Source organism: Moraxella sp. CTOTU47616 (assembly GCF_032017465.1).
Classification (GTDB): Bacteria; Pseudomonadota; Gammaproteobacteria; order Pseudomonadales; family Moraxellaceae; genus Faucicola; species Faucicola tetraodonis.
Genome location: NZ_DALZPU010000001.1, coordinates 306,585 through 324,038 on the forward strand (window position 1 = coordinate 306,585; position 17,454 = coordinate 324,038).

A 17,454-nucleotide genomic window follows, 5' to 3' on the forward strand; every position below is an offset into this window, starting at 1 on the left:
AAAGCTTATGAAAGGCAATGATTGACAGCACCAAAATACGCCATCAAACGCTTCACGGGTTAGTCAATCATGGTTTTGATTTGCTTGAGACTTAAATAACCAATATGTAGCGCATCGTCAGGTAACTGATTTTTTTCAGGCTCGGTTAATGGCTGAATGGTTAACGCCACGTCATTTGGCAGTAAATCAGCCACACAGTGAATATCATCCAAGTCGAGTTGATACTTATCATCTACATGACTGGTTGCCACGCCGCTTTTGGCGGTATCCACATTATCAAATGTATAGTCTTGATAAAATGCCGTTTTTTTAACTTGCGCCGTTGCTTTACCTAGCGTCTCGGCTATCACAAGTGTTTTATAATGAAATTCTTCAAATTGACCCGGTAGATAACCGCCTAAATTGACAAAATAAAGTTGTTTGTCCTGACTATCTAATTTGTTATCTGCAAGCGCGTTATCTTTTGAAAATCCATCTTTTGACAAGCTCTCTGTCGACAACAAAATTTGATAATCACCCACCCGCTTCACTTCTCGCCATGCGTCTAAGTGCCAGTTGTTTTTGACTGCCGGCCAGTGCTGATTGACACTCTCAATTGTTTCACTTAGGCTATTTGCAATCACAAACATCACATCATGCTGTTCAATCAGTCGTCCTTGGGGACGCGCCCCGATTTTTAACATAAATAGTTTCATAGTTATACGCCCAAATGTGTCGCCATTAAAACTTAAAAACCTGCGAACCAACATAGGTTTTCGTCACGGGTTTTTGTCACAGGTTTTTGTCACCACAGGTTTTTATTATTTTATCTTACGGTTATTTTTTGACCATCGGCATTTTAGCGCTTTCTAACTTTGCCAAGGCATCTGGTAGTTTATCAATTGCTGTCGCTACCACCGCTTGTGCCGCTTGCGAGATGCCAAGCTTCTGCGCGATGGTCGGTTTTTGGCGAGACTGAATGGCATACAATTCGCTATCTGTCATCTTCTCTAAGATATAACTGTCCGATGTTTGCAGGGCATCGACCAAATTGCGCGTTATCGCATCTTCACCGTACCAATGCTCACCGGTTGCCACTTGTTCAACATCCAAACTTGGACGGTATTTACGCACAAAGTCTTTAAATAGTTTATGCGTTTCTTCCAGTTCTTGTTGGAATTTTTGTTTGTCTTCTTCGGTGTTTTCACCAAAAATGGTTACCGTGCGTTTGTATTTACCTGCGGTAAATACTTCGACATCGATGTCATGTTTTTCTAATAAATCATGAAAATTGGGCACTTGTGCCACCACACCAATCGAGCCCACCACCGCAAATGGCGCCGCCAAAATTTTATCAGCCACACACGCCATCATATAGCCACCACTGGCGGCGACTTTATCAATACAGACCGTTAAGTGTAGCCCTGCTTCTTTTATACGTGCCAACTGGGCAGCAGCGAGGCCATATGCGTGTACCATGCCACCTGAAGATTCAAGGCGCACAATGACTTCATCTTCATCTTCAGCTTTAGCGACCGTCAATAGCGTGCTAATTTCTTCCCGTAGTTGCTGTACTTCCGTGGCTTTTATATCGCCATGAAAATCCAGCACAAAACAATTTTTGTTGGTAGGTTTATTTTTGAATAGACCAAATTTTGAGGTTTTTTTGGGATTGTCTTTTTTCGTCAAGTCTGTAAATGCGCGGCTGATGAGTGATATTAACCCTTTATCATTCACCATTTGCAATTGTAATTGTTGTTTGCGCTGGGCTTTGACTTTATTTAAATGGGTGACTTTCATTTCAAGCGGATGTTTGGCATTTTGAAATAGCATAATAATTCTCTAATTAAGGGCTCTAATTAAGCAAAAAAATTCACACAATGGGTTTTATATAGCGTTTATTTTGCTGTTTTCAATCGCTTACCCACACAATATTCGCCAAATGCCTGTGACAAGCATGGCTAGTAGAGATGCATGATAAACCGTGTTTCATATTGTGAAATCCAAGTAAACAAGGCATAATATTCGTTTATAAAAATTTTTGCTACTTCGTACATTACGAAAAATATTGGGATTGCTTCATTATGATGCGTACACACTATTGCGGGCTTGTCACCGAAAACTTAAACGACCAAACCATCACTATTTGCGGTTGGGTGCATCGTCGCCGTGACCACGGTGGGGTTATTTTCTTGGATATGCGTGACCGTGAAGGCCTACTGCAAGTGGTCATCGACCCAGATACCCCAGAAGCATTTGCTACAGCAGATAGCGCGCGTTCTGAATATGTGCTCAAAATCACCGGTCGTGTGCGTCAGCGTTATGCCGGTACTGAAAACAAAAACATGACCAGTGGTCAAGTGGAGTTATTGGCCAAAGACATCGAAACAATCGCCACTTCTGAGACGCCGCCATTTCCCCTCAATGATGAGTTTACCAATGTTTCTGAAGAACTGCGCCTAAAATATCGCTTTTTAGACATGCGCCGTCCAGAGATGCAAGAGCGTATGAAGTTTCGTGCCAAAGCCACTTCGACCATTCGCCGTTATCTAGATGACCAAGGTTTCTTAGATGTAGAAACCCCCATCTTGACCCGTGCCACCCCAGAAGGCGCGCGTGATTATTTGGTACCTAGCCGCGTGTCAAACGGTGAGTTTTATGCCCTACCACAGTCGCCTCAGCTTTTTAAACAGCTGCTCATGGTGGCGGGTTTTGACCGTTATTATCAAATTGCTAAATGTTTCCGTGATGAAGACTTACGTGCTGACCGCCAGCCAGAATTTACCCAAATTGATATCGAAACCTCATTCTTAAGTGATGAAGATATCATGAACATTGCCGAAGGATTAACAAAAGACTTGTTCAAAACCATGATGAACATTGAATTTGATACCTTCCCGCGTATGACATACGCTGAAGCAATGCGTGACTATGCATCTGACAAACCAGACTTGCGTATTCCTATGAAGTTAATTGACGTGGCTGATATCATGCAGTCTGTGGAATTTAAAGTATTCTCAGCCCCTGCCCAAGACCCAAAAGGTCGTGTGGTGGCGCTTCGTGTGCCACAGGGTAGCGACCTTACCCGTAAACAAATTGACGAATATACTAAATTTGTCGGCATCTATGGCGCAAAAGGTTTGGCTTATATTAAAGTCAACGATGTGAGCAACATCAACAACGGTGTCGATAAAGAATCAGGTCTGCAATCACCGATTATCAAAAACATGACCGATGAAGTATTGGTCGAGCTGATTAAACGTACTGAGGCGCAAACCGGTGATATCATCTTCTTTGGCGCGGATAAAGCCAAAGTCGTCAATGATGCCATGGGTGCGCTGCGTGTCAAATTGGGTCTAGACCTAAATATGCTAACCTGTGAGTGGGCGCCGCTTTGGGTCGTGGATTTCCCGATGTTTGAAGAAACCGACAGTGGTGATGGGCTGGGGGGTAAATGGACGTCGGTGCATCACCCCTTCACCAAGCCAAAAGGCACGGTTGAAGCGATGAAAAACAACCCAGAAACCGCGCTGTCCATCGCTTATGACATGGTATTAAACGGTACTGAAATCGGTGGTGGTTCACTGCGTATCAATACTTTGGATATGCAAAAAGCGGTATTTGAAGCATTGGGTATTTCTGAAGCCGAAGCCGAAGAGAAATTCTCATTCTTACTTAACGCGCTAAAATACGGTGCGCCACCGCACGGTGGTTTGGCATTCGGTCTTGACCGGTTAATTATGCTAATGACAGGCTCACAATCGATTCGAGACGTTATTGCCTTCCCAAAAACCAAAACGGCTGAATGTCCGCTGACTGATGCCCCTGCACCCGTGGATGGCAAACAACTGCGTGAATTGGGTATTCGTATACGCGAAAAAGACAGTAAAGCGCCACAATCTTAATCAAGGTCACCCCTTTAATTAGATGAATGCCTTTACTCTTCTCAAATATGTGCCAATGTGGATGCTGTATCTGTTGGCACATATCGCAAGCTTTATCATTTCACTTCGTCGTGACAAAAGTATCATGAAAACCGTTGATACTAACTTACGACTTGTCTATCCTGAACTTACTCAAACTCAGCGTGACCAGCTTGCCAAAGCCTGTATTGCCAATCAAAGTAAAAATATGGTGGAATCGGCTAAAAGCTGGGCGATGCCACCTGCGTGGTCGGTTAAACAAATCCATACCGTGCATCATCAACAAGTTTTGATGCAAGCCTTACAAAACCCCAATGGCATGCTTGCAATTGTGCCGCATTTGGGAACATGGGAAATCATGAATGCGTGGCTCAACCAGTTTGGTGCACCCACCATCATGTATAAACCCGTGAAAAGTGAACAAGCCAATCAGTTTGTGCTGCAAGGGCGTCAGCGAATAAATGCAACTTTGGTACCAACCGATGCCACTGGGGTCAAAGCGATTTTTAAAACCCTAAAAGCAGGCGGTTTTAGTATCATATTGCCTGACCATGTCCCTGACCCATCTGGCGGTGAAGTGGTGCCGTTTTTTGGCATTCCGACATTGACCAGTACCTTAGCTAGCAAATTAGCCAGTAAAACAAAGTGTAGCTTGGTAGGTTTGACCTGTGTACGCCGTGACGATGGACAAGGTTTTGATATTTATTGTGATGAGCTAACTGACCCCGCTTTGTATGACAAAAACATGGTGACAGCAACAACCGCGATGAACCACGCCATCGAGCGGATGATTGGCCGTTTCCCCAGTCAATACATGTGGGGCTATAAGCGCTTTAAACGTGTGCCAGGATTTCCGGTTATTTATAATGCCAAGCCATCTATCGCAGTAGCGGTTCGCCAGCGTTATCCAAAACTTGGCAATCATGATATTATCAATTCATTCACTTAATATGATAATCATTTACTTATGACTTTACCAAATTATACTTCAGCGCCTGCTTTGCCCGATGAAAACCGTTACATTATTTGTATGAAATGGGGCACCAAATACGGTGCTGAGTACGTTAATCGCCTGTACAATATGGTTAACAGACATTTAACATTACCGTTTCAAATGGTATGTTTGACGGATGATAGCACAGGGATAGATGCCAACGTCAAATGCTACCCAATTCCTGAGCTCAATTTACCCAGTAATATTCCTGAACGTGGCTGGAAAAAACTGACCACCTTTAGCCCTGAATTATATGATTTAAAAGGCACGGCGTTATTTTTGGACATTGATATTGTGATTGTCGATAATATTGATTGCTTTTTTACTTATCAAGCGCAACACGATGACAGTGTGGTGATTATCCGTGATTGGAAAAAACCGTGGCGCATGGTGGGTAATTCATCGGTGTATCGCTTTAAAGTCGGACAACATACTTACCCAAATCTGTTATCAAATTTTGAGCAAAATTTTGACAAGATTCGTAGCCAAGTACGCCATGAGCAAGCTTATCTATCCAATTATTTGCGTGAACATCATCACCTTGAATATTGGGATGCGTCTTGGTGCGTGAGCTTTAAATACCAATGTGTGCAGCCATTTCCCTTAAGTTTTGTCAAACCGCCGATTTTGCCTAAAGGGGCAAAAATGGTGATTTTTCATGGGGAAGTGAATCCACCTGATGCCATCATGGGTAAAAGCGGTAAATGGTATCGTAAGGTATTACCAACTAACTGGATTAGGGATTATTGGCGATGAGTGCCTCCCGGATAAAAAAGCCCACAGGCTGGCAACGCAAAGCAACTTTGTTATTTAAAAGTGAGAAAATCTTAGGTGCAGAGCCGATTTTTGCCTATTTCACGCATTTGTCGTTGGCGACCATGAAAGACACGCTGATCACGCCCGATTTGCAGATTTTTGACAGTGAGATTACGGTTAATGCGAGTGAGCCGAAACGGTTTAAGGATTTGCACAGTCATTTTACAAATTTACAACATGAATTTTTAGGGCAACCTTTACTGTGCTTGTACCATGCGGTATTGGTTGTATTGTTACGCCGAAAGTTTGATAGCGTAAACGTTTTTCAGGCGTTTGAACAGCTTTGGCAGTCGGAACAAGATTTTTTATGGCATAACTTATCCTTGCGATGGTTAGTATCTTCAGCGGATACCTTTGTGGATTTTAGCCCCAATCCTACTCGCCAAGCGATTTTTTTAAATATACCAACTTTAATCAATACCTTAAAAGTGTATGAAACAAAACTGGATTTGCTAACGGATAATAGTTTACCAAATCCCGATAAAGTCCAGGCTTATCAGCAAAAACATTTAGCCTTATATGACGGATTGCGTCATTTTCGACTTGGTACGGACGACACCTTGCACAATATGCGACAACGGTATGAAAAATTTGCTAACGTCGATAAATTTGCCGCTGACTTTTTGCTAACGGTTTTTGACCGTTTGCAAGCGGGTGAAACGGCGTTTGCTCTGATGCGACAGTATCATGAATCTGATTGGTGCGTGGGGGCAACGCGTGGCAAATAATCAATTCAAGCTACCTAATAATATTAATATTGCTATTGTCGATAGCGAATTTGACAATACTTACCTCACCCTACCGCCACAAAAATCGGTAAATATTCTTGCCTCTGGCTCAAGTATTCATTCAGCCAATTTAAATAAAATTAGCCAACAACCGTGTATCTTTGTGAATGGCAGCATTGAATTGATGGAGACATACGATTTTCAACAGCCCGTTGCCTATGTGATAACCGACCCCCGTTTTATTCGCCATAATTTGGCAATTTTGCAAAACCGTTATCATGGGCAATGTCCGCTATATTTAACCCAAGCAGTATTAGAAAAATTGGCAGATACTGACCGCAATTTGATTAAAAAATACGTTCAACATTTACGCCTGATTTATTCGGTGGAACGCCCGATTCTCCAGTCCTCAAATTATTTTTTGGCTATTTTTTTTAGAAAAAATAATAAACGTCCACTAATGGGTTTTGCTAAACACCCGCAGTTTGTGATTGAGCGACACGGTGAAACTGTGATTGGGGTGAGTTTGGATATCCGTCACGGTTTTGTCGAGGCAGGCACGGTGGCATTTGTGGCGACCCAATTGGCGTATCATTTGCGCTTTAGCGAGATACATTTGTATGGGATTGATTTAATCAACGCCCACGAACCCCGTTTTTATGAAAATGTACAAAATTCTGCCCCCAGTAAGCTTACCCCTGCCATTTGTAACCGTATTGTGCCATCATTCGATTTATTGGCAAAGGTTTATCAGCAGCAGGGCGTCATGGTTTATAACCATTCGTCAGTTTCTAAAGATTTGTTTAAAAATTTACCCTTTTTTGATTAACACTATTTTCTGAGTTTTTTTATGTCATTGAATTACCAACAGCTTAACAGCCCCGATAAATTTATTGTAGTGTGTTTTTTTACCCCCAACTATCACGACCATGCCTTACGCTTAAGAGGCACGTTGGATAAATTTCATCTCAATTATTATTTTGAGGAAGTGGCGGACGCAGGGTTTTGGGAAGCAAATACACGACTAAAGCCCGGTTTTATTTTACGCTGTCTGCAATATTTCCCTGAATACGGCATTTTATATTTGGATGCTGATGCAGGCGTGGTAAAACCGCTCAATTATTTTAACGAGTTGGCAGAAAAAGACATCGATGTGGCGTTTTATTACACTCGTGGTTTGCCGAATATGTCGCATGATTATTTGGCAAGTACGCTGTATTTTAACAACACGCACGCCTCGCACGCCCTTGTTCAGCAATGGATTGCCGAGCAAGTTGGCGGCAAACGCACGCAAGTGGACCAAGATAGTCTTGACAGTGCAATGGCAAAGTTTCAAGGCAAAATCAAAGTTGAGCCACTCAATGCGGGTTACATTAAGATTTTTGATAAAGATTATGACGGTGAGGTGTATATTGAGCAATACCAAGCCAGCCGTGAACAGCCGAAACTGCGCCGGCAACTTATTCGTAAAAGAAACCGTGCAATTGGTATAATCATAATGATTATTTTGGTATTAATTACCTATTATTCAATAAAGTAATCTATCTAAAGGTAATATTTGTCATATATAAAGGTTTTGCCCAACGTTGAATCTCATTACTAAGACGTTAGAGACTGGTTTTTTCTTTCTTGATTTCAGTTCCTCGTTCTTTTCTTAAGTCACTAGATATCAAAGCTTGATTAGCAGTGGTAGCAATTTTTTTGGCTTGAATAACAATAGCTGGTAATATTTGATAGGTAATAATGTTTTTTGGATATTTTTTGACATCAAATAATAAAATATCAATCGCTTCTAGCTGTGATAACCCTCGCACAAATGTCAATAATTGTGTGGCTCCAACTTTTGACAATATATATCCTGCGGCATTAATATGACGAGAGCGTAATTCATACACCCTATGTGTATTAGAATATAGAAACTCACTTGGTTTAGCAAGATATGCTCTGCGACTAGTTTTTTCTAGTTTTACAAAATCCATCTGATGATTTTTTAGCCAGTCAATTTGAGTAAGTAGTTTTTGGCTACTTTCACCTAGTATAATATCATCTTCAAAAATTCCTATATAATATAAGTTTTCATCAAGACAACGTTGCCATAAGCTGACATGACTTAATAAGCACGCCATCTCACCTGCGGTACAATGCGATGTGTCTGCTATCAACCCTAACTGTTGATAAACGCTGTCCGTATCAATCGGGGTAACTGCTTTAAAAAATGTAAAAGGTATGTTTTTCTTGCCAAACTCTTGCTGAATATGGGCTTGACGTTCAGTGTTGGTGGCGACATTAATGACGTAGTTTTTTAGCATAAGTTACGTTTCCGACAAGCTATTTACCTTTAAGCTTACTGATAAAGTTTTTATACCATACTCGTTTTTTGGGTGGTTTTACCATTTTCTCAGGAGTATTAAAGCTAGTTGAACAATGAAAATTTGTGGTACTAAAAGTTTGATTTATCACTTCATCTACCCGTTTAACAAATAATTCAACATTTTTGGCATTTCGACTTTGAAATAAATGATACACGCTGTCATGAAATACCGTGCCAATCCCATAATAGCCATATGAACCTAGTAACCACACGCCATTTGGGGGTGAGGCTTCATAATAAGTAGGGTATAATGTACGATAGCGAATGCCAATTTCTTCTGCTTTATAAGATAGTTCTTCTGCCACATCAGCTCGATGGGTCGGCATAAATGACGGTTTTCCAAGCTTCGCATAGCAGGGAGGCGTGATAAAAAAGAACGCGGGTGAAGCAAATATGTGGCTGGCTGGGTGCTTGTGGTTCGACACTTGCGCACAACCCACAAAGGTATCATACTCATAGACATATTGTGCAGTTTGTAACACTATATCAGGTGTTAAGGGTATCACATCAGGCTCAATAATACCGATAACTTTTTTCGTCGATTGACTAACCACTCGGGTAAGCCATTCACCATGGGGAATATTTTCTTGAGTGTACTGTACATTTAATCCATAAAATGCCATGAGCTTTTTGTGACTGGCGAGAATGTCTGGGTTAAAGTTATCCCAATGAAAAGAGTGAAGCTCTACATCTGCTAAACTTAAAATTGTCATATCGCTCTTATTTACCCAAATATAGAATTAAGATTTTTGAAAAATTGATTGTAACCAACTTGAGACCTTTGGTGTACGAGTAATGACATTGCCCTTATAGCGTTTATGCTTTTTTTTCGGAAACTCGCCAAACGGCGTAGTGCGATAGTTTTCAATACTATAGCCCGCTTGTATTGCCTCTTGATAATAGGTATCGAAAAGCTCAACCAAATCTTGACGAGGGTGCGGCAAAATCTGCCCATCAAACCAATGCGTTTTGCCCTCGGCTTGTAAGCGCGGTAAGGAATATTTATGGCTAAACTGTGTTCCCATGTCCGAATAATGCAAAATCCGAATATCCTCAATCGCTAAATCTTCGCCATCCACACAATTAAAGCTGTCTTGGTAGAGTTGTATGAGTTGCGGATTGGCTTTAAATTTTGCCATCATTTTGCTATGGCTCTCAGGATCGGCTTGTAGCTGGACTATAGGCTCAAGATAATCCTTGGCTTTTTGGCAATCCCATACGCAGGTGCACAGTCGCATCAAATCGCCATCGCCTTTAGCCGCAAGAATCGCCTCATCGGATATCGGGTGCTGCCACAATTTAGCGATATCGTCCAACATCACCATATCGGCATCCATATAAATCGCCCGTCCGCTAAAGCCACAATATTCGGGGATTGCCCAACGAAAGCCCGAAAACGGGGTCGCCCATTTTTCGGTATGCCAGCCTTCGCCTGTTTGCGGGTTGGAATACCATACGCTGCTTGGGTCACGGCTTAACTGCATCCAGATAATCTCGACAGGCTCGCTGGTATGTTTGTGCAAGCTATAATCTAGCACCATCATCTGCTCAAGGTCGCTGTTATTAGGGTCACAGCCGATAAAAATTTTGATAGGTTGGTCTAAGTTCGCCATAGTTTATCCTCTATTCTCGCCAATGCGTTGCCACCCAATCAGTCGGCAAAATAAAATGGCGTAAATGCGAAATCGGTTTTTTGATTTTTTCAGCGGTGAATAATTGCGCCAAATGGTCTTTGGCATTATCGGCAGAGTTTTTGTTGTATTGTCCTGCAATCGCATTTTGCGGATACAAATCTCCAGGGAAAATAATAATGCGTGCATCATGGGGCAGTTTTGGCGGGATAAAATAATTTAGCGGAAATGGCTGGCGGCATTTGCGGCGAAAATGCACCACCCACTCTTTGGGAAAAAGCTTAACACCACCTGGGGCATTGCGAGTGACAAAACGCTGCTCAAAGCGATATTTATCCGCCACGCCTTGTGGATCGGCACGGAATTTTTCTAGCAAACTAACCAAACTACCGACTTTAAAGCGAAAACACGAGGTTTGACCTAGCTTCTCTAAGGGGTTACTTGGGTTATAAGACAACACCGTCTGATCGTCATCACCAAAACTAAAAAAGTCATCAAGGCTACCCACTACGACTACATCAAGATCTAAAAATAATACTGTTCCTGTGACATTGCCAAGCTTTGCATTCCAAAGCCGTGACTTAGGCCATTTACCAAGGGTATTGGTAGGCATCACAATATCGCTGGGCGGCAAATCCTGACATTCTACTTCAGGACGGATGCCATCGGTATTGTCGGTAAAGCAGACAAAACGAAACGGCGGGGTGATATTACGGCTTACCATCCCATAGAGTTTATTAACGTAATCTGCGCCATATTTGGTGCCCCATTTGATACAAATAATTTGCTTAAGCGGGGTGGTTGCACTCGATGCTGTCATGTCACTTCCAAAGTACCGATAATTTTTCAAAAAATAAGGATAGTCATTTTAACATAACTATCCTTTTATTTTCACTTATCTACTTATTTTCACTTGTCTACAATTTTACCGATTATTCATCCACGTAGCTGAGCCAGTGCGCGTATTTATCATTTTTGCCTTGCACCACGTCAAAAAATAGACTTTGCAGTTTTTCGGTGATTTCACCACGCGCGCCGCAGCCAATGACGTGGTCATCATATTCACGAATTGGGGTAATCTCGGCAGCAGTACCTGTCATAAAGATTTCATCCGCAATATAAAATTCATCACGGGTAATTCTACGCTCATGCACTTTGATGCCCAAGTCCTGTGCAAACTGTATCACCGTGCGACGGGTAATGCCGTCCAATGCCCCACCTGACAAATCTGGGGTATGCAGCTCACCGTCTTTGACCAAAAATAAGTTTTCCCCTGAGCCTTGGCAAACATAGCCTTGGGTATCCATCAATACCGCTTCATCATAGCCATGACGGGTAACTTCTTGATTTGACATGATAGATACTGGGTAGTTGCTGACGGCTTTGGCTTTACACATGGTGACGTTTGGGTGGTGATGAGTAAAACTTGAGGTTTTTACCCGGATGCCTTTTGCCATGCCTTCTTCACCCAGATAAGCGCCCCAAACCCAAGCGGCAACGATGGTGTGAATGCTATTATCTTTGGCAGCGATACCCAATTTTTCAGAACCGACCCAAATCAATGGGCGAAGGTATGCCGATTCAAGGTTATTTTCACGTACCACGGCTTTTTGTGCTTGTAATACTTCTTCATACGAATAGGGTACAGCAAGCTGGAAAATTTTAGCTGAATTTAGCAGGCGCTGGGTATGATCTTCTAGACGAAAAATCGCCGTGCGTCCATCATGGGTTTTGTAGGCTCGAACCCCCTCAAATACGCCCATCCCGTAGTGGAGTGTATGGGTTAATACGTGGATTTTGGCATCACGCCAGTCTACCATGTTGCCATCCATCCAGATAAAACCATCACGGTCTGCCATGCTGGGAATTGTTGCCATTGATTACTCCTAGTGTTTTGTTTGAAATAAAAAGTGCTTTGTTTAAATAAAAAGTTTTATGTTTGAAATAAAAATTGATGTTACATCTATTCTGGACGCTGCCCGATTAAACGATGCCATTGCGCATCAACAAAATTACGTAGTTCATGCCACTGGGCTTCATCTACCAGTATCGGCTGCTCTGCCAAAGCCAAGCGATGCGTCATACTGCGGATGCGAAGATAAGCGTGCGTTAGCTGTTGGCATATTTCAGTTTCGATAATGCCTGTTTTGGCAAGCGCTTCAAAGATACGCACATTGTCACTCCAAACTGCCAACGCAGGATAACTATTGGCATACGCCAAGACAGCAAACTGGGCAATAAACTCAATATCAACCAATCCGCCTGCATCTTGTTTCAGATGAAATAACCCTTGCTGCTTGGTATGCGGTTTGCTGCCCAAATGGTCTTGCATCTTATGCCGCATGGTGGATACTTCGATACGAACACTGTCTTTATCACGCGGCAGACACAATACTTCTTTACGAATTTGGTCAAATCGCGTCATCACGCGGTTATCCCCGCAAATGGCACGTGCGCGAACCAACGCTTGGTGTTCCCACGCCCAAGCTTTGTGCATTTGATAAAGTTCAAACGCATGGGTAGATACCACCATCATACCTGCTTGACCCGAAGGACGCAGGCGCATATCAATCTCATAGACACGGCCATCGCGCGTTTGGGTGGTCAAATAATTCATCAGTTTTTGGGCAAGGCGTGCGGCAAACTTCATACCGCTGATGGGTTTTTCACCGAGCGTCATCGCTTCTTCATCAATGTCATGAATAAACACAAGATCAAGATCTGAGCTATAACTCATCTCAAGCCCGCCAAGCTTACCATAACCGATAATCGCAAAGCCATTATGCGCTTCACTCACAGGCTCACCTTGGGCATTGACAGGATAGCCATGTTTTTTTACCAATTCACCAAATACCCGTTGTAACGCTTTTTCGAGCACCACTTCAGCGATAAAGGTGAGTGAATCAGAGACTTTCATCAACGGTCTATCCGCCAACACATCACTCGCTGCCACTGCCAATACTTGGGTTTTTTTGAAAAAACGAAAGGCGTTGAGTAGCCCTTCTTCATCATTAGGCTCTACCCGTAACAACTGCTGACGCAAGATGTCACTAAGTTCTGCCTTATCAGGTAAATGACGGTATTTTTCGCGGATAAATGAATCTAGCAGCACAGGATAACTGACCAATTCGCTCGCAATCCAAGGGCTTGCTGCCAGCATGGGAATCAATTTGGCGGCTGCCGTTGGGTTTTCGGCAAACATGACCAAATAAATTGACCGACGACTTACCGCCTCTAGCAATGTCAACATTCTAGGTAACGCCACGTTGATTGCATCTTCGCTTAAATCAGAATGTAACAACCCATTGATTAGAATCGGATAGGCAGCATTTAAGCGAGTCTTGGCTTCTTCACTAAGCCCTGCGATGAGCTTACTTTGCCAAAACTGGTTTAATTTGTCTTTATTGTCAGCGCTTAATTTTTGCTCAAGCTCAGATAAATTGTGCTGATGATCCACTTGCAGTTGTTCATCAGACTGTTGGCGATCACTGACCAGCTCGTCAAAAGGTATTTTTACCATTTGGCGGTATTCATTGAGTTTGGCTAACAAAGCCGCCCAATCAGCAAACCCCAATACTTGGGCAAGCTGATGTCGCTGCATGGCATCTTGTGGTAGTCGCTGGGTTTGTTCATCATTGATGGCTTGGATACCATGCTCTAATCTGCGTAAAAAACGATAGGCTTGTGCCAATTGCTCATGAGTCACAGCATCGATAAAGCCATGTTTTTCTAATTGGCTCATCGCTTGTAGACAGTTTTTTACTTTGATATCACTGACACGCCCGCCATAAATCAACTGAAACGACTGCACGATAAACTCAATATCACGAATACCACCCGCCCCAAGCTTGACATTGTCGGTATCTTGACGTTGTTCGACTTGGTTTTGAATCAGTGATTTCATCTCACGTAGTGCGGCAAAGGCACTATAATCGACATAATACCGAAATACAAACGGCTTGATAAGGGCTTTTAAGCTATCGCTAAAGGTGACAGGGTTGACGATTCTGGCTTTTAGCCAAGCAAATCGCTCCCACGCCCGTCCATGTTGGGCAAAATATTTTTCCAGTGCCGATAAATGAATTGCCAAATCACTGCCATCCCCCCAAGGACGAAGGCGCATATCAATGCGAAATACAAAACCATCTTGGGTGTTTTTATCAAGCAGATTGATGATGCCTTGACCCCATTTGGTAAAAAATTTCTTGTTATCGATGGATTTAGCCGCTTTTGACCCTGGTTGTTTTAACGGGTCAACCGCCGTCTCACCTTGCCCCTGATGGACAAAAATCAAATCGATATCGCTTGATAAGTTGAGCTCTTCTGCCCCCATTTTACCCATGGCGATGATGGCTAAATCATCCTTGTGTGGTTTATTTTTTTCATCAAAAAAATACGGCTCACCATAGCGACTGATTAAATCTTGATACACATAGTCTTTGGCAAAGATGAGACAATAATCAGCAAATTTTGATAGCTCCCATGTCAGCTGCTCTAGGCTAATCAGATTTAATGCATCTTGCCAAATCCAGCGCACCATCAACAAATTGCGTAGATGACGCAGCCCCCGCATCACGCTTGCTTCATCCGCCAATTGGTAATCTTCATCCAGCGTATAATCGCGTATTAAATCTTTGATATGTTGGACATCGAGCGTTTGGGTAAGCGGATAGCTTTTTAAAAAGCTTTGTGCAACGTTTGTTTTAGTCTGCCAATACTGATAGCCAAAATTACTCGCTTGCTGTAATACAGCGATTTGTTCTATCGTCGGTAAGAGTTGCGGCATTCTAATTTCCGTATGGCAAATAAATAAACAGACTAAATAAACAGACTCATCTCATCGTGGTATATATAAGTACTAAGCATTCACGCTTGCGTGTTCATACACTCAATCTTGTACAATCAATCTCGTCCAATCAAGTTTGTACAATTAAGCCAAGTTTGTACCATCAAGCGGGAGATTTTGCAATTAGGCTTGATTAACTGCAGTTGATACAGGGTATTTTGCTCAACTTTACATTGCTTAAAGCTTTCCTTATAGCCTAGCACAAACCGCTATTGTTGCAAATTTTTTTAGCACTCAAACCTATAAATACTCGTTTGTGCGTAGCAAAATGTTTGTCATAGGAATAAAAACGTAAAAAATATTGGTAGTTATCAAATTTTCATATATGATGAAAAAAACAAGGAAGTAAAAGTCAATAACTTTATGTGAATATTCGGTCTATAGTTTTTTTTGACCCTGATATCAATCGCGTGTGAGTGATATTTTAGCCGCATGTTCAATTGTAAAAAAACCAGCACATTTATATTATAAACTATTTAAATCATTGAATTTTTTAGTACAACAAACAATCACAACCAACAAGGAGCGTACTGTGATGACAACGGACAACCCAACTGCAAATAAAAAAATTGCCCTCGTAACAGGTGCGCTAGGTGGTATTGGCACGGCTATTTGTCATGCGCTAATCCAAGCTGGCTATCACATCATTGCAACCTACACCCATAAAGCGGATAGCACTGTCAACCGCGGCGAAGCTTGGTTAACAGAAGAAGGCATGAATGCCAGCGATTTCACCTTTGTTGAAACCAATCTCACTGACCATGAAGCCGCCACCAAAGCCATTCTTGATGCAATTGAGAAAGCAGGTCACATTGATGTGTTGGTAAATAATGCAGGTATCACCCGTGATACGACTTTCAAAAAAATGACTTATGAGCAATGGTCAGAGGTGATTGATACCAACTTAAAATCACTATTCACGGTCACCCAACCGGTTTTTAATAAAATGCTTGAGCAAAAATCTGGGCGTATTGTGAGTATCAGCTCAATTAATGGCTTAAAAGGTCAGTTTGGTCAAACCAACTACTCAGCCACCAAGGCGGGTATCATCGGCTTTAGTAAAGCGTTGGCACAAGAAGGCGCTAAATCTGGGGTGACCGTTAACGTGGTTGCACCGGGTTATACGGGTACTAAAATGGTGATGGCGGTGCCGGAAAAAGTGATGGAAAGCATCAAAGCAGGCATCCCAATGGGTCGTATCGCCCAACCGGAAGAGATTGCCGCTGCCGTGGTGTATTTGGTCAGCGATGGCGCTGCTTATATCACAGGTGAGACCATCAACGTAAATGGCGGTCAATACATGCACTAATGAGCTTGCCATCAAGCTTGCCATTATCAGTTATAAACTAAATCGGTTATGAACTAAAAAAGACCAGTCATCGTGACTTGGTCTTTTTTGTTGTGTGACAACATTACTGATAACCATTAACTTGCTAGTAACTTAGTTGGCTGTCAATTTTTTTACGCCATCTGCCGTTGCCATCAGCAAGATATCAGCGCGCTGTGCGCTAAATAACCCATTACACACCACCCCAACGATATTGTTTAACTTTGCTTCAAACGCTGCTACCTTCTCAATGTCCAAGCCGATATCTAAGCCATAAACATCCAAAATCAAATTGCCATAATCGGTGACAAATCCTTCACGGTAGACTGGCTCACCGCCAAGCTGTACTAACTCGCGCGCTACATATGAGCGCGCTTGCGGCAATACTTCAATCGGTAGTGGAAAGCCAACGCCTAATTGCTGCACCCATTTGCTTTCATCAACCATGCAAATAAACTGCTTAGAAGCAGCGGCAACAATTTTTTCACGGGTTAAAGCGCCGCCACCGCCTTTGACTAGCTGTAAGTGCTCGTTTACTTCATCGGCACCATCAATATACAAATCTAACTCACCCGTGAAGTTTAAATCCATCACCTCAATACCGAGGGCTTTAAGCTTATCTTCGGTGACCTTTGAGCTTGCCACAGCGCCCTTTAGGTTAACTTTTGGCAATAATTCAATGAGGCAGTTGACGGTACTACCCGTCCCCACGCCCAAAATCATGCCTGATTCGATATATTTTAACGCGTCTGCTGCCACGGCTTGTTTTTGTTGTTGTTGCGTGCTTGCATTCATCGTACTCATAGACCCAGCCTTGTTAGGAATTTATCAAAAAAACA

16 protein-coding genes are annotated in these 17,454 nt (G+C 42.5%); 7 read left to right on the forward strand and 9 right to left on the reverse strand.

Going from position 1 to position 17,454, the window contains the following annotated elements:
* Positions 1 to 59: 59 nt before the first annotated feature.
* A complete protein-coding gene (locus RTS10_RS01290; protein ID WP_312538840.1) occupies positions 60 to 695 on the reverse strand; it encodes a DUF1543 domain-containing protein in 636 nt (211 codons plus the stop codon).
* A 121-nt stretch (positions 696 to 816) separates the two neighbouring features.
* A complete protein-coding gene (sohB, locus tag RTS10_RS01295) occupies positions 817 to 1,812 on the reverse strand; it encodes a protease SohB (RefSeq protein WP_312538841.1) in 996 nt (331 codons plus the stop codon).
* 251 nt (positions 1,813 to 2,063) lie between these two features.
* On the opposite strand from sohB, the gene aspS reads away from it, so the two are divergent.
* From aspS to RTS10_RS01325, 6 genes are read left to right on the forward strand one after another with little or no spacing between them, the layout of a single operon-like run.
* Complete coding sequence (gene aspS, locus RTS10_RS01300; RefSeq protein WP_312538843.1) at positions 2,064 to 3,884, forward strand: aspartate--tRNA ligase; 1,821 nt, start codon at positions 2,064 to 2,066, stop codon at positions 3,882 to 3,884.
* Positions 3,885 to 3,906: 22 nt separating this feature from the next.
* Complete coding sequence (locus RTS10_RS01305; RefSeq protein ID WP_312538844.1) at positions 3,907 to 4,851, forward strand: lysophospholipid acyltransferase family protein; 945 nt, start codon at positions 3,907 to 3,909, stop codon at positions 4,849 to 4,851.
* Between the two features lie 18 nt (positions 4,852 to 4,869).
* On the forward strand, positions 4,870 to 5,652 hold the full coding sequence (locus RTS10_RS01310; protein WP_409455421.1) for a glycosyltransferase: 783 nt from the start codon (positions 4,870 to 4,872) through the stop codon (positions 5,650 to 5,652).
* A complete protein-coding gene (locus RTS10_RS01315; protein WP_312538845.1) occupies positions 5,649 to 6,440 on the forward strand; it encodes a hypothetical protein in 792 nt (263 codons plus the stop codon). The genes RTS10_RS01310 and RTS10_RS01315 overlap by 4 nt, the downstream gene beginning before the upstream one ends.
* Positions 6,430 to 7,269, forward strand: a complete 840-nt coding sequence (locus RTS10_RS01320; RefSeq protein ID WP_312538846.1) for a hypothetical protein — start codon at positions 6,430 to 6,432, stop codon at positions 7,267 to 7,269. Before RTS10_RS01315 ends, RTS10_RS01320 begins: the two co-directional genes overlap by 11 nt.
* A gap of 21 nt (positions 7,270 to 7,290) precedes the next feature.
* A complete protein-coding gene (locus RTS10_RS01325) occupies positions 7,291 to 7,980 on the forward strand; it encodes a DUF273 domain-containing protein (RefSeq protein ID WP_312538847.1) in 690 nt (229 codons plus the stop codon).
* Positions 7,981 to 8,047: 67 nt separating this feature from the next.
* On the opposite strand, the gene RTS10_RS01330 is transcribed toward RTS10_RS01325, so the two are convergent.
* From RTS10_RS01330 to glnE, 6 genes are all read right to left on the reverse strand, one after another.
* Complete coding sequence (locus RTS10_RS01330) at positions 8,048 to 8,749, reverse strand: glycosyltransferase family 25 protein (protein WP_312538848.1); 702 nt, start codon at positions 8,747 to 8,749, stop codon at positions 8,048 to 8,050.
* A 19-nt stretch (positions 8,750 to 8,768) separates the two neighbouring features.
* Positions 8,769 to 9,524 (reverse strand): hypothetical protein, encoded by a 756-nt coding sequence (locus RTS10_RS01335; protein ID WP_219331118.1) that lies wholly within the window; start codon positions 9,522 to 9,524, stop codon positions 8,769 to 8,771.
* Positions 9,525 to 9,551: 27 nt separating this feature from the next.
* Entirely contained in the window at positions 9,552 to 10,424 is an 873-nt protein-coding gene (locus tag RTS10_RS01340; RefSeq protein ID WP_203171746.1) for a glycosyl transferase, read from the reverse strand.
* A gap of 10 nt (positions 10,425 to 10,434) precedes the next feature.
* A complete protein-coding gene (locus RTS10_RS01345) occupies positions 10,435 to 11,262 on the reverse strand; it encodes a glycosyl transferase (RefSeq protein ID WP_312383316.1) in 828 nt (275 codons plus the stop codon).
* Between the two features lie 112 nt (positions 11,263 to 11,374).
* Positions 11,375 to 12,319 (reverse strand): branched-chain amino acid transaminase, encoded by a 945-nt coding sequence (locus tag RTS10_RS01350; protein ID WP_007116868.1) that lies wholly within the window; start codon positions 12,317 to 12,319, stop codon positions 11,375 to 11,377.
* Positions 12,320 to 12,405: 86 nt separating this feature from the next.
* On the reverse strand, positions 12,406 to 15,228 hold the full coding sequence (gene glnE / locus RTS10_RS01355; protein ID WP_312538852.1) for a bifunctional [glutamate--ammonia ligase]-adenylyl-L-tyrosine phosphorylase/[glutamate--ammonia-ligase] adenylyltransferase: 2,823 nt from the start codon (positions 15,226 to 15,228) through the stop codon (positions 12,406 to 12,408).
* Positions 15,229 to 15,823: 595 nt separating this feature from the next.
* Here glnE and phbB point away from each other — a divergent pair.
* Positions 15,824 to 16,597 (forward strand): acetoacetyl-CoA reductase, encoded by a 774-nt coding sequence (gene phbB, locus RTS10_RS01360; protein ID WP_312538853.1) that lies wholly within the window; start codon positions 15,824 to 15,826, stop codon positions 16,595 to 16,597.
* A 132-nt stretch (positions 16,598 to 16,729) separates the two neighbouring features.
* Here the strand turns inward: phbB and rpiA are convergent, their stop codons facing one another.
* Complete coding sequence (gene rpiA, locus RTS10_RS01365; protein WP_312538854.1) at positions 16,730 to 17,419, reverse strand: ribose-5-phosphate isomerase RpiA; 690 nt, start codon at positions 17,417 to 17,419, stop codon at positions 16,730 to 16,732.
* Positions 17,420 to 17,454: the final 35 nt, after the last annotated feature.